Annotated in this window: 17 protein-coding genes; 13 read left to right on the top strand and 4 right to left on the bottom strand. The window is 67.6% G+C overall.

The features are described from left to right. Positions 1 to 225 precede the first annotated feature (225 nt). The 5 genes from ACIP5Y_RS03475 to ACIP5Y_RS03455 all read left to right on the top strand — a co-directional run bounded on the left by ACIP5Y_RS03475 (position 226) and on the right by ACIP5Y_RS03455 (position 3,523). Entirely contained in the window at positions 226 to 1,149 is a 924-nt protein-coding gene (locus tag ACIP5Y_RS03475; RefSeq protein ID WP_400347197.1) for a tyrosine recombinase XerC, read from the top strand. Next, complete coding sequence (locus ACIP5Y_RS03470; protein WP_400347195.1) at positions 1,146 to 1,961, top strand: N-formylglutamate amidohydrolase; 816 nt, start codon at positions 1,146 to 1,148, stop codon at positions 1,959 to 1,961. The genes ACIP5Y_RS03475 and ACIP5Y_RS03470 overlap by 4 nt, the downstream gene beginning before the upstream one ends. 85 nt (positions 1,962 to 2,046) lie before the next feature. Next, positions 2,047 to 2,808, top strand: coding sequence for a siderophore-interacting protein (locus tag ACIP5Y_RS03465; protein WP_400347193.1), 762 nt, complete (start codon positions 2,047 to 2,049; stop codon positions 2,806 to 2,808). Then, a complete protein-coding gene (locus tag ACIP5Y_RS03460) occupies positions 2,700 to 3,086 on the top strand; it encodes a MarR family transcriptional regulator (protein WP_400349098.1) in 387 nt (128 codons plus the stop codon). The genes ACIP5Y_RS03465 and ACIP5Y_RS03460 overlap by 109 nt, the downstream gene beginning before the upstream one ends. Positions 3,087 to 3,148: 62 nt before the next feature. Continuing rightward, entirely contained in the window at positions 3,149 to 3,523 is a 375-nt protein-coding gene (locus ACIP5Y_RS03455) for a hypothetical protein (protein WP_400347191.1), read from the top strand. A gap of 39 nt (positions 3,524 to 3,562) precedes the next feature. On the opposite strand, the gene ACIP5Y_RS03450 is transcribed toward ACIP5Y_RS03455, so the two are convergent. Both ACIP5Y_RS03450 and ACIP5Y_RS03445 read right to left on the bottom strand, forming a co-directional pair. Further along, positions 3,563 to 4,078 carry a DUF1990 family protein gene (locus ACIP5Y_RS03450; protein ID WP_400347189.1) on the bottom strand — a complete coding sequence of 172 codons (516 nt, stop codon included), beginning with the start codon at positions 4,076 to 4,078 and terminating at the stop codon, positions 3,563 to 3,565. Positions 4,079 to 4,160: 82 nt separating this feature from the next. Continuing rightward, entirely contained in the window at positions 4,161 to 4,658 is a 498-nt protein-coding gene (locus tag ACIP5Y_RS03445; RefSeq protein WP_400347187.1) for a M23 family metallopeptidase, read from the bottom strand. A 117-nt stretch (positions 4,659 to 4,775) separates the two neighbouring features. Between ACIP5Y_RS03445 and ACIP5Y_RS03440 the strand changes: the two genes are divergently transcribed. The 4 genes from ACIP5Y_RS03440 (at position 4,776) to tsf (ending at position 7,551) form a co-directional block, all read left to right on the top strand. Further along, positions 4,776 to 5,123, top strand: a complete 348-nt coding sequence (locus tag ACIP5Y_RS03440; RefSeq protein ID WP_400347186.1) for a YidH family protein — start codon at positions 4,776 to 4,778, stop codon at positions 5,121 to 5,123. Positions 5,124 to 5,157: 34 nt separating this feature from the next. After that, positions 5,158 to 5,490 (top strand): DUF202 domain-containing protein, encoded by a 333-nt coding sequence (locus ACIP5Y_RS03435; protein ID WP_400347185.1) that lies wholly within the window; start codon positions 5,158 to 5,160, stop codon positions 5,488 to 5,490. Positions 5,491 to 5,724: 234 nt separating this feature from the next. Continuing rightward, positions 5,725 to 6,618, top strand: a complete 894-nt coding sequence (gene rpsB / locus ACIP5Y_RS03430; RefSeq protein WP_400347184.1) for a 30S ribosomal protein S2 — start codon at positions 5,725 to 5,727, stop codon at positions 6,616 to 6,618. A gap of 108 nt (positions 6,619 to 6,726) precedes the next feature. After that, entirely contained in the window at positions 6,727 to 7,551 is an 825-nt protein-coding gene (gene tsf, locus ACIP5Y_RS03425; protein WP_400347182.1) for a translation elongation factor Ts, read from the top strand. Positions 7,552 to 7,627: 76 nt separating this feature from the next. Here tsf and ACIP5Y_RS03420 read toward each other — a convergent pair whose 3' ends face one another. Then, on the bottom strand, positions 7,628 to 7,888 hold the full coding sequence (locus ACIP5Y_RS03420) for a hypothetical protein (protein WP_400347180.1): 261 nt from the start codon (positions 7,886 to 7,888) through the stop codon (positions 7,628 to 7,630). Positions 7,889 to 8,217: 329 nt separating this feature from the next. On the opposite strand from ACIP5Y_RS03420, the gene pyrH reads away from it, so the two are divergent. The 3 genes from pyrH (at position 8,218) to ACIP5Y_RS03405 (ending at position 10,631) form a co-directional block, all read left to right on the top strand. Beyond that, entirely contained in the window at positions 8,218 to 8,952 is a 735-nt protein-coding gene (gene pyrH, locus ACIP5Y_RS03415) for a UMP kinase (RefSeq protein WP_397002577.1), read from the top strand. 39 nt (positions 8,953 to 8,991) lie between these two features. After that, complete coding sequence (gene frr / locus ACIP5Y_RS03410; RefSeq protein WP_400347178.1) at positions 8,992 to 9,549, top strand: ribosome recycling factor; 558 nt, start codon at positions 8,992 to 8,994, stop codon at positions 9,547 to 9,549. A gap of 122 nt (positions 9,550 to 9,671) precedes the next feature. After that, the gene (locus ACIP5Y_RS03405) at positions 9,672 to 10,631 is read left to right on the top strand and encodes a phosphatidate cytidylyltransferase (RefSeq protein ID WP_400349096.1); all 960 of its coding nucleotides are present in this window, start codon (positions 9,672 to 9,674) and stop codon (positions 10,629 to 10,631) included. A gap of 1 nt (position 10,632) precedes the next feature. Here the strand turns inward: ACIP5Y_RS03405 and ACIP5Y_RS03400 are convergent, their stop codons facing one another. After that, positions 10,633 to 10,947: a lipopolysaccharide assembly LapA domain-containing protein gene (locus tag ACIP5Y_RS03400; RefSeq protein WP_400347176.1), complete on the bottom strand. Its 315-nt coding sequence runs from the start codon at positions 10,945 to 10,947 to the stop codon at positions 10,633 to 10,635. Between the two features lie 154 nt (positions 10,948 to 11,101). On the opposite strand from ACIP5Y_RS03400, the gene rlmN reads away from it, so the two are divergent. Further along, complete coding sequence (rlmN, locus tag ACIP5Y_RS03395; protein WP_400347175.1) at positions 11,102 to 12,214, top strand: 23S rRNA (adenine(2503)-C(2))-methyltransferase RlmN; 1,113 nt, start codon at positions 11,102 to 11,104, stop codon at positions 12,212 to 12,214. Positions 12,215 to 12,240: the final 26 nt, after the last annotated feature.

Here is a 12,240-nt window from a genome sequence, read left to right as displayed (position 1 = left end):
TGGCAGACGTCCCGCCGAAACCGCATGCGGTGGCAGAGGTCCCGCGGAAACCGCATGCGGTGGCGGACGTCCCGCCGGCGAGGTCCCCAGGGGCCGCGCTGCGGGCCTCCCGCAATCGTGGTTACCGCTGATTCGGTGGGAGGATCGCGGAGGTGTGGCGGATTCGGCTCGGTGCGGGCGGCGCGGGGGCTTGCGTTCCCGGGGGTGGGCGGTGAACGTGGGGGGATGCGTGAACTGCCCGAGGATCTGGAGGCGTTGCTGACCGAGTACGGGCGGCATTTGCGGCTGGGGCGGAATCGGTCGGAGCATACGGTGCGGGCATACGTGGGGGATGCACGCGGATTGCTGGAGCATTTGCTGGGCCGGGGCGCGGATTCGGGTGTGGGGGAGGTGGATCTGGCGTTGTTGCGGTCGTGGCTGGCGGAGCAAGCGGCGGGCGGCGCGGCGCGGACGACCATGGCGCGGCGGGCCTCGTCGGCGCGCACCTTCACGGCGTGGCTGACGCACACCGGGCGGCTGGCGGCGGATCCGGGGCCGCGGCTGGGGTCGGCGCGGGCGCATCGGGTGTTGCCGTCGGTGCTGGGGAAGGAGCAGGCCAAGGCGGCCATGGAGGCGGCGGAATCCGGTGCGGCGCAGCGTGATCCGATGGCCGTCCGGGATCGGCTGATCGTGGAGATGTTGTATGCCACCGGGATCCGGGTGAGCGAGCTGTGCGGGCTCGATATCGAGGATGTGGATCGGGAACGGCGGCTGGTGCGGGTGCTGGGCAAGGGCAACAAGGAGCGGGCCGTGCCGTTCGGCGGTCCGGCCGAAGGGGCACTGGAGGATTGGCTGCGCCACGGGCGGCCCGCCTTCGCGACCGCGGGCTCTGGGCGGGCGCTGTTGCTCGGCCGCCGCGGCGGCCGCCTCGATCAACGTCAGGCCAGAACCGTTGTGCACGAGGTGGTCTCGGCGATTCCGGGAGCGCCCGATATGGGTCCGCACGGATTCCGTCACACCGCCGCGACGCATCTGCTGGAGGGCGGCGCGGATCTGCGTGTGGTGCAGGAGATTCTGGGCCACGCGAGCATGGCGACCACGCAGCTCTATACGCATGTATCCATCGAGCGCCTCAAGAAGGTCCACGATCAGGCCCATCCCCGCGCATGAACCGACTGCCGCAACCCCGCGATGCTGACGAGGCCGAGTCCTATGCGGTGGTGCCCGGGTCTCCTGAATCGCCGGTCATCCTGCATGTTCCGCATTCGTCGCGGGAGATACCCGGCGTAGTCCGTGCGGACATCCTGCTCGACGACGCCGCCCTGGAGCATGAGCTCGATCTCATCACGGACGGCCATACGGCGCTGATCGCCGACGTTGCCGCCTCGCTGTCCCGGGTTCGCCCGTGGCAGTTCGTGAATCGGCTGTCCCGCCTGGTCGTCGACCCCGAGCGGTTTCCCGACGAGCGGGAGGAGATGCTCGCGGTCGGTATGGGCGCGGTCTACACGTCCACTACGCACCGCGAGGCCTTGCGCCCGCCGGACTTCGATCCGAAGCCGCTGCTGGAGCGCTACTTTCACCCGTACGCGCAGGCCATGACGGCTGCGGTCGCCGACCGCCTGGCGGCGACCGGCCGCGCGATCATCCTCGACGTGCACTCCTATCCGACTGTCCGGCTGCCCTACGAACTACACGGTGACGGCCCCCGTCCGCCGATCTGCCTGGGCGCGGACGCCTTCCACACGCCGACCGCATTGCTGGCCCGCGCCACGGAGGTTTTCGGCGATTTCGGTGGAGTAGGTGTGAATTCTCCGTTCGTGGGTACCTATGTGCCGTTGGATTTCTACGGCAGCGATGCGCGGGTGGCGGCGCTGATGGTGGAGATCCGCCGCGACACCTACATGGCCGAGCCCGGTGGCCCGCCCGGTCCGGGAATGACGGGACCGGCCGCGGCGTTGGCAGCACTCATTACCGACATCTAGTAGTTGACGTCATATTTTGGTGTATCGACGACCTATCGGGGTTCTGCTAGTGTCACTTAGGTAATCCTAATTACGGAGGTGGCTCTTGGCACGCTCGCGCACGACCCTCACGGTTCAGCACACGATTCGGCTCACCGATCACCTGATCCGCGTACACCTGGGCGGACCCGGCTTCGCGTCCTTCCACCCGAACGAATTCACCGACGCCTACGTCAAGCTGGTCTTCCCCGGAGCCGACGGCGAAACGGTGCGCACCTACACCGTGCGCTCGGTCGACCAGGCCGCCCAGGAGATCGCCATCGACTTCGTCTACCACGGTGACGAGGGCGTGGCCGGTCCTTGGGCCGCGGCCGCGGAACCCGGCGACACCATCGAGCTGATGGGTCCGGGCGGCGCCTATGCCCCGCGCGCCGACGCCGACTGGTACCTGCTGGCCGGTGACGAATCCGCGCTCCCGGCCATCGCGGCAGCCTGCGCGGCGCTCCCCTCCGATGCGGTCGGCAGTGTCTTCGTCGAAATCGAGGGTCCCGCCGACGAACTCGCCTTCGTCCACCCCGAGGGTGTCGACCTCACCTGGGTGCACCGCGGCGACACCGCCCCCGGCCAGCTGCTGGCCGCGGCCGTCCGTTCCGAACCCTGGCGCGACGGCCGGGTCCACGTCTTCATCCACGGCGAAGCCGAAGCCGTCATGCACAACCTCCGCCCCTACATCCGCAAGGACCACGGCGTCCCCGCCGACTGGGCCTCCATCTCCGGCTACTGGCGTCGCGGCCGCACCGAAGAAGGCTTCCGCCGCTGGAAGTCCGAGCTCGCCGAAGCCGAAAACGCCGCTCCCGCAGCCGTTTAGCCCCACCGATACGAGCGGGCCGCTCGCGGGCGTTCAGCCCACCGATACGAGAAGGCGGCTCCCGCCGCGCTCCGCTCAGGTCTGTCGGCGGCCGACGAGAAGGCCCTCGACCTGCCCCCCCGGGGACCGGGCCGCTCACTGTCGGTGAACTGGCCCGGCGCGCCGGACTTGCTGCCGACACCTCCACCTATGTGCTGGATCGGCTGGTGCAGAAGGGATTCGTGCGCCGCAGCAAAAGATCCGGAGGGCGGTCGCAAAGTTCTGGCCGCGGCCGATGAAGGGCCGATCGCCTGCGAAAAATCATCGACGCCGGCCGTTCGCGGCCGTAGCGTCCATGATCATGACGACCGACCCGGCGAACGGAACCCTGCCCCTGCGTGACCGATTGCGTGCCGACCTCCCGCGCGCGATGAAGGCCCGCGACCGCGACGCCACCAAGGCCCTCCGCTCGGCCCTCGGCGCCATCGACAATGCCGAGGCGGTCGACGCCTCCGACGTGCAGGCGGGCGCCATCGAATCCAGCGCCGTCGGCCTGGGTACCGCCGAACGCGCCCGCCGTCACCTCACCGAATCCGACATCGAATCCATCGTCCGCACGGAAATCGCCGAACGCCTCACCGCCGCAAAAGAATACGAGTCCCTCGCCGGTGGCGCCGACCGCGCAGCCACCCTCCGCGCCGAAGCCGCCGCCCTCACCGCCCACCTCGACAGCTGAAGATGATGGGGCCTGGTTCACCGAGTCGGCCCACCGGGTTCAGCGGGGGCGGATGGCGTTGATGTAGCGAGCGGCGAACCAGCGTTGGATGAGGCGGACGATCGGGCCGCCCAGGCGGGTGTACCAGGCGCCGGGGTTGGAGAAGGCGGCGACGACGCCATGGACGGAGTCGTCGGCGGGGTCGTATTCGACGGCGAAGAGCTCCTCACCGCTTTCGGGGTGGCCGGGAAGGGTGCCGTAGGCGAAGCCGCGGCGGTTCGGTTCGTCGAGGACGTAGACGACTCGGCAAGGGGCGTTGATGCCGATGGGGCCGAGGCCGAGGCGGACGGTCAGTTGGGTGCCGGGCTCGGCGGTGGGAGTGCTCGCATGCTGGAAGATCCCGGTGGCCTTCTGCATTTCGTAGCCGAGGATCCGATTGCCTGCGGCCTCGAACAGTGTCCGTCCGGCGCCGATGCGGCGGCGGAGGCGGAAATGGTCGTAGCCAGGGGGAAATTCGCCCTTGGTCGCGCCGGGATCCGGGTAGGAGAACGGGACGGTGGCTGGCTCGTGCGACATGCCTCGATCCTTGCTCGTGCGGGATGGACTGGATAGGACCGGATTCACTCTCGGCCGTCTCGACTCGGCGGCCCAGGTCTCGTCAGGGCGGGTCTACGGGCTTCAAGCGGAGCGGGCCGTGGTGGAGGAGGCCCAACGGATTCAGGTATTCGCGGCCGCGGCGTAGGCCCCAGTGGAGGCAGGCGGGGGCGGGGCAGCCCGGGTGGCCGGGCTCGAGGGTGCCCAGTGGTTCGCCGCGATTTACTCTGCGGCCCAAGGGGATCGAGGCGGTTACCGGTTCGTAGGTGGTGCGGAGTCCGCCTGCGTGGTCGACGGAGACCACGGGCTTGCCTGCGACCGTGCCGGCGTAGACGACGATGCCGTCGCCTGCGCTGAGTACGGATTGCTTGGGGGTTGCGGCCAGATCTACACCACGGTGGCCGGGGAGCCAGTCGTGGTCGGGGTTGTCGAAGGCGCGCACTACTGCGGGCCGCGGCTGTAGCGGCCAGTCGAAATCTCCGGCGGGTGCGGCCAGGGCGGTCCCGGCCGCGAACACCGGACCGAGCAGGAGGGCGACCACTATCGAGATGACCGGGCGCATATACCCAGATTGCGCTTGCCGAGGCTTAGCCGGGATACCGTTGTCGGCGATTGTGGATGGATTTCCCGATTGTGAACAGCGTTGCTGTCAGTCCAGCCCGGTAGGAGTACACCGCGCATGACCGCCCCGGAAACCGAAGAGCCGCAGCTCGATTACCGTTTCACCCTCGCCAACGAGCGCACCTTCCTGGCCTGGATGCGGACCGCGCTCGGCCTGCTCGCGGGCGGTGTGGCGGTGCACGAGCTGGTGCGCCCCTTCCGGCATCACGGGGTGCGCACGGCCGTCGGCATGGCATGCATCGTGCTGGCGGTGATCATCGCGGTCGGCGCGTACGGCCGCTGGCGGAAGGTGCAGGCGGCCATGGAGAGCGGTGGCGTGCTGCCGCGCACGGTGATGGTGCCCATCCTCGCCTTCGGTATCGCGGTCATCGCGGCGCTGGCGAGCATCGGCCTTTTGATGTCGTGACCGGGATCACCCCGCGGCTGATCGGGCGCCGCCGATGACCGAGAGCAAGGAGGCCGGCCTGGCCGCCGAGCGCACCTCGCTCGCCTGGCGCCGCACCGCCATCGGCGCCATGGCCAATCTGGTGCTCTTCATGAAAGTCGCCTTCAAGAGCGATTTCTGGCCCGTGACCGTTCTCGCTTTCGTCGCGATCGCGTCGCTGGCCGTGGTGACGATGGTCTGTATAGGGCGCAGCCGTGTGCTGCATTCACATCGAAAAGGCAACTGGAGCAATGGCCGCCGCGCAATTACCGCCATGTCCGGGGCCATCGGATGCGTCGTCGTGACGGCATTCGTCATTTCGATCGCATACGCGCTGTCCCTGCCGTGACCTGCCGGTAAGCACCCGGGTTTCCCTGCTCGGAGGACCCGATTTCGGTATGGGGGACCTGCTGCGTAAACTGGGTCAGCGGTTTGCGTGAGCGCGAACCGACTTCGCGCGCCCGCTTCGAGGGTCGTCGGCTGGTCCCCTGAGCATTTGCCAGAGGGTTCCGGTGGCCGCGGGCGCCAGGGCAGGGATCGCCGATCCCTGTGTCAACCAGCAACGAGAGGAAGTTACGGAGCCATGGCTGTCGTAACAATGAAGCAGCTGCTCGACAGCGGCGCGCACTTCGGTCATCAGACCCGCCGGTGGAACCCGAAGATGAAGCGTTTCATCTTCACCGACCGCAACGGCATCTACATCATCGATCTGCAGCAGACGCTGACCTACATCGACAAGGCCTACGAGTTCGTCAAGGAGACCGTTGCCCACGGCGGCACCGTCCTCTTCGTCGGTACCAAGAAGCAGGCCCAGGAGTCGATCGCCGCAGAGGCGACCCGTGTCGGCATGCCCTACGTGAACCAGCGCTGGCTGGGCGGCATGCTCACCAACTTCTCGACCGTGCACAAGCGGCTGCAGCGCCTGAAGGAGCTGGAGTCGATGGAGCAGACCGGCGGTTTCGAGGGTCGCACCAAGAAGGAAATCCTCATGCTGACGCGTGAGAAGAACAAGCTGGAGCGCACCCTGGGCGGCATCCGGGACATGGCCAAGGTGCCCTCGGCCATCTGGGTTGTCGACACCAACAAGGAGCACATCGCCGTCGGTGAGGCTCGCAAGCTGAACATCCCGGTCATCGCGATCCTGGACACCAACTGCGATCCCGACCTGGTCGACTACCCGATCCCGGGTAACGACGACGCGATCCGTTCGGCCGCGCTGCTGACCAAGGTCGTGGCGTCCGCTGTCGCCGAGGGTGTGCAGGCCCGTGCCGCGCGTGCCACCGGCGATGCGAAGCCCGAGGCCGGCGCCGGCGAGCCGCTCGCCGAGTGGGAGCAGGAGCTGCTGTCCCAGGCCGCCCCGGCTGCCGAGGCCCCCGCCGAGGCTGCTGCCGAGGCCACCGCGGAGCCCGTCGTGGAGACCGCTGCCGAGGCGGAGCTGAAGGAAGACCCGGCCACCAAGACCCCGGCCGACTTCTGATCCACCCGCCGCGAGGCAATGTTCACCTTGCCGACCGTTGTCGTTCGATGACGGTCGGCATGGTGTGACCACCACAGACTTTCACTCACAAAGGGAGGCTCGCCCGAGATGGCGAACTACACCGCCGCCGATGTGAAGCGGCTCCGCGAGCTCACCGGCTCCGGAATGATGGACTGCAAGAAGGCGCTCGAGGAGAACGCGGGCGACTTCGACAAGGCCGTCGAGTTCCTGCGCATCAAGGGCGCCAAGGATGTCGGCAAGCGCGCTGAGCGCTCGACCGCCGAGGGCCTGGTCGCCGCGCAGGACGGCGTCATGATCGAGATCAACTCCGAGACCGACTTCGTCGCCAAGAACGCGGAGTTCCAGGAGCTGGCGAACAGCATCGTGGCCGCGGCCGCGAAGGCCCGCCCGGCGGATCTGGATGCGCTCAAGGCCGTCGACCTGGGTGGTAAGACCGCCGACCAGGCCGTGCAGGAGCTGGCCGCCAAGATCGGCGAGAAGCTCGAGCTGCGTCGTGCCGTGTCCTTCGAGGGCCCGGTCGCCACCTACCTGCACAAGCGTGCCACCGACCTGCCGCCCGCCGTCGGCGTGCTGGTCGAGTACAAGGGCGAGGGTGAGGGCGCCGCTGACGCCGCTCGCGCCGCCGGCATGCAGGTCGCGGCCCTCAAGGCCAAGTACCTGACTCGCGAGGATGTCCCGGCCGAGGTCGTCGCGAAGGAGCGCGAGATCGCCGAGGCCACCGCGAAGGAAGAGGGCAAGCCCGAGGCTGCCCTGCCGAAGATCGTCGAGGGTCGCGTGAACGGCTTCTACAAGGACGTGGTCCTGCTGGAGCAGTCGTCGGTCACCGACAGCAAGAAGACCGTGAAGGCGCAGCTGGACGAGGCCGGTGTCACCGTGACCCGTTTCGCTCGCTTCGAGGTCGGCCAGGCGTAATCGCCTGCACAGTCGAAAAGGCCCCTCGCCCATCGGATTCCGATGCGCGGGGGGCTTTTGCGTGGGGCGGGGTCGGTCAGAGGCCGGCGGGGAGGCTGCCGGACGACAGGGAGGTGAGCAGGCCGCCGGGGGACAGGCCGCCGGGGTTGTTGCCGGGGATCGGGCTGGTGAGCAGGTTCGAGCTGCCGGTGCCCGGGGTGGTGGCGATGTCGGCCGGGCCGTTGGCGGGGGTGAGGGGGATTTCGGCGGCCGCGGTTCCGGCTGCGCCGAGCAGTCCGGCTGCGCTGAGGGCGAGGGTGGCGAGCCCGGTGCGGACCGCTCGGTTCTTCGTGATCATGGGCCCGAATACTATTTGAAATGCATTTATTTCAGTAGGGATTGGGGCAACCGATTTCCCCGGCCGTAACCGATCCGGACGGTAACAGCTCTGTCGTCGCGGCGAGACGCTTTTCGTGACGCGACGGCGCGATCACGCCGGTCTCGAAGGCGGACCAGGGTTTACGGTCGGAATGCGGCGAATTCGTGAGGTGAACAGAGGGGCGGGTCGAGGGCTCGAGCCCGCGTGGTGCAGGATAGACAAAGTTTGTTGCCGTCCCGTGCGATCCGATGGCCGGGATGGTCTTTTCCTGTGCGTGCACACGCTCACTGCCGAGGACAAGGAGACCGATGACGGACCCCGATACGGCGCCCGACCGCAAGGGCTATCGCCGAGTGCTCCTCAAGCTGGGTGGCGAAATGTTCGGCGGCGGACGCGTCGGCCTCGACCCCGATGTGGTGCAGACCGTCGCCGAGCAGATCGCGGAGGTCGTCGAGGACGGTGTCCAGGTCGCGGTCGTGATCGGCGGCGGCAATTTCTTCCGCGGCGCCGAGCTCGAGGAGCGCGGCATGGAACGCGCGCGCTCGGACTATATGGGCATGCTCGGCACCGTGATGAATTCGCTTGCGCTGCAGGACTTCCTGCAGAAGCAGGGCATCGACACCCGAGTACAGACCGCCATCACCATGGGGCAGGTCGCGGAACCGTACCTGCCGCTGCGTGCGAAGCGGCATCTGGAGAAGGGCCGCGTCGTGATCTTCGGCGCGGGGATGGGCATGCCCTACTTCTCCACCGATACCACCGCGGCGCAGCGCGCCCTGGAGATCGGTGCGGAGGTGGTGCTCATGGCGAAGGCCGTGGACGGTGTCTTCACCGCCGATCCGCGGGAGGACCCGACCGCCACCATGTACACGGAGGTCACGCACAAGGAGGTGCTGGAGCGCGGGCTGAAGGTCGCCGACGCCACCGCATTCAGCCTCTGTATGGACAACCAGATGCCCATGTTGGTGTTCAATCTGTTGACAAAGGGCAACATTGCCCGTGCCGTCGCCGGTGAGAAGATCGGCACGCTGGTCCGGTCGTGACCGCGACGACAAGAACGATGACGCAGTGGAGGAATCGCCGTGATTGAAGAAGCGCTCTTCGACGCCGAGGAAAAGTTCGAGAAGGCCGTCTCGGTGGTGAAGGATGACCTGGGCACGCTCCGGACGGGTCGCGCGAATCCGGGCATGTTCTCCCGGGTGGTCGTGGACTACTACGGTGTGCCGACGCCGATCACCCAGATGGCCTCCATCACGGTGCCCGAGGCGCGGCTGCTGGTCATCAAGCCGTACGACGCGGCGCAGTTGACGCCGATTCAGACCGCGATCCGTAATTCGGATCTCGGGGTGAACCCGACCGACAATGGCGACATCATCCGGGTGAGCGTGCCGCAGCTCACCGAGGAGCGCCGCCGCGACATGGTGAAGCAGGCCAAGTCGAAGGGCGAGGACGCCAAGATCGCGATCCGCAATGTGCGCCGCAAGGCCATGGAGGAGCTGGGTCGCATCCAGAAGGACGGCGAGGCGGGCGAGGACGAGGTCGGCCGCGCCGAGAAGGAACTGGACAAGACCACGGCAAAGTACGTCGCGCAGGTCGACGAACTGGTGAAGCACAAGGAAGCTGAACTGCTCGAGGTCTAGGACGGTCGGCGGCGCCGGCCGGGGGTAGGGACGAACGGACGATCAAGGTGAGCGACGGGACAATCGTGGCCGAAGAAACAGCCGCCGCCGGCAATGCGACGCCGCCCGATACGGGTGGCGCCATGCCCGATTCAGGGGTGGTTGTGCCCGATTCGAATGCGGCTGGGGCTGATTCGACCCTGCCGGGACCCGGTTCGGGTGCGGCGGGGCCGATTTCGGGTCCTGCGGGGCAGGACGCGGGCCGTAATGGTGCGCAGGCGCCCGCCTCCAAGGCCGGGCGGAATCTGCCGGCGGCGCTGGCGGTCGGGTTCGCCTTGGGGTTGTCCCTGATCGCGATCCTGTTGTGGGCGCCGAAGGTGCTGATCGGCGTGATCGCGGTGGCGATCGCGGTGGCGACCTGGGAGGTCGCCAAGCGGCTGCGCGAAGCCGATGTCCTGGTGCCGCGGATTCCGCTGCTGGTGGGCGGGCAGGCGATCATCTGGCTGGCGTGGCCGTCGGGGCCGCAAGGTGTGCTGGGGGCGTTCGGGGCGACGGCGCTGAGCGTCATGATCTGGCGGCTGTTCGATCACGGTCTGTCGGCGACGCCGCGAAACTATTTGCGCGATACCGCGATTGCGATCTTCACGCTGTCCTGGATTCCGTTGCTGGCCGCGTTCGCGGTGCTCATGCTGCTGGAGCACGACGGCAATCTGCGGGTGCTGACCTTCATGATTCTGGTGGTCTGCTCGGATGTGGGTGGCTATGTGGCGGGGGTGCTGTTCGGTAAGCATCCGATGGTGCCGCACATCAGCCCGAAGAAGTCCTGGGAGGGCTTCGGCGGTTCGCTGGTGTTCTGCGTGATCGGTGGTCTGCTGACGGTGACGCTGCTGCTGCAGGCGAATTCGATGATCGGTGTGCTGCTGGGTGTGGCGCTGGTGCTGGTGGCGACCTCGGGTGACCTGATCGAATCGCAGGTCAAGCGGGAGTTGGGCATCAAGGACATGGGGACGTTGCTGCCCGGGCACGGCGGCATCATGGATCGGCTGGACTCCATGCTGCCGTCGGCCTTCGTGGCGTGGCTGGTGCTGACGGCCCTGCTCTGAGCTACTTCGCCTTCTTGGCGGCCCGTCGGAGTTGCAGGATGCGGTAGCCGCCCACCAGGGCGGTTACCAATGCGCCCATGATGACGGCCAGCAGCACGAGCACCCCGATGGGCAGGTTCCACTGCCAGGTGAACATCTGGACGTGGGCCTGCTCCAGGTTCTGCAGGATGAAGACCAGTACGACGATGCCGAGTATTGCGGCGGCCACGAGACCGACCCAGGCGTAGCCCGCGCGGGTCTTCAGTACCCCTTGGCCCTTGTGCTTGGTGTCCTTGCCCGGGGTCGGTTCCGCCCCGGAGGCTGGTACGGCGGTCATAGCTCGATCATTGCCTATTGCTGTGACCGGTGCACGTATCTAGCCACTTATCTGCGGTATGTCTGATCTGCCGTGTGTTTGCGGGCCGAATGTGACCAGCGCATCGCCCCCCGCCGCTCCGCGCACCGCTTCCGGATGGAACACTGGAAGGGTTATGACTGCCGCCCCTTTGCCCCTGGTTTTCGATGCCCCGCGCCGCGGTATGCCGCCGCGCCATCTTGCCGACCTCGACGCCGCCGAGCGTCGCGCGGTCGTGGAGGAGCTGGGTCTGCCGAAGTTCCGGGCGGATCAGATCGCGCGGCAGTACTACGGCCGGCTGGTGGCCGACCCTCAGCAGATGACCGACCTGCCCGAGGGTCTGCGCGCCAAGGTGGGTGAGGCGCTCTTCCCGCGGCTCCTTACCGAAGTCCGCCACATCGAGTGCGACGAAGGCACCACCCGTAAGTCTCTGTGGCGAGCCAATGACGGCACCCTGCTCGAGTCCGTTCTCATGCGCTACTCGGATCGCAACACCCTGTGCATCTCCAGCCAGGCCGGCTGCGGTATGGCCTGCCCCTTCTGCGCCACCGGCCAGGGCGGCCTCAACCGCAACCTCTCGACGGCCGAAATCGTCGACCAGGTCCGTGCCGCGGCCGCGGCCCTGCGCGATGGTGTGGTGGCGGGCGGGCCCGGCCGGCTCTCCAACATCGTCTTCATGGGTATGGGTGAGCCGCTGGCCAACTACAAGCGCGTGGTGAACGCGGTCCGCCGCATCACGTCCCCCGCCCCGGACGGCCTGGGTATCTCCCAGCGCAATGTCGTGGTGTCGACCGTCGGCCTGGCTCCGGCGATTCGCAAGCTGGCCGACGAGGACCTGTCGGTGACCCTGGCTGTCTCCCTGCATACTCCGGATGATGAGCTGCGAGACACTTTGGTTCCGGTGAACAATCGCTGGCCGGTCTCCGAAGTCCTCGATGCCGCACGGTATTACGCCGACAAGTCCGGGCGCCGAGTCTCCATCGAATACGCCTTGATCCGCGATATCAACGACCAGCCGTGGCGGGCCGACATGCTGGGCCAGAAGCTGCACAAGGCCCTCGGTTCCCGAGTCCACGTAAACCTCATCCCACTGAACCCGACCCCGGGCAGCAAATGGGACGCCAGCCCGAAACCCGTTGAGCGTGAGTTCGTCCGCCGGGTCGAGGCCCAGGGTGTGCCGTGCACGGTCCGTGACACTCGCGGCCAGGAAATCGCCGCCGCCTGCGGCCAACTAGCCGCCGAGGGCTGAGGTTCGCGCCCGGCAAGTAGACTGGG

The sequence above is a fragment of the Nocardia sp. NPDC088792 genome, from assembly GCF_044750615.1.
GTDB lineage: Bacteria > Actinomycetota > Actinomycetes > Mycobacteriales > Mycobacteriaceae > Nocardia.
Note: the sequence above shows the minus strand (reverse complement) of the source record. Positions and strands in the feature narration are given on the sequence as shown.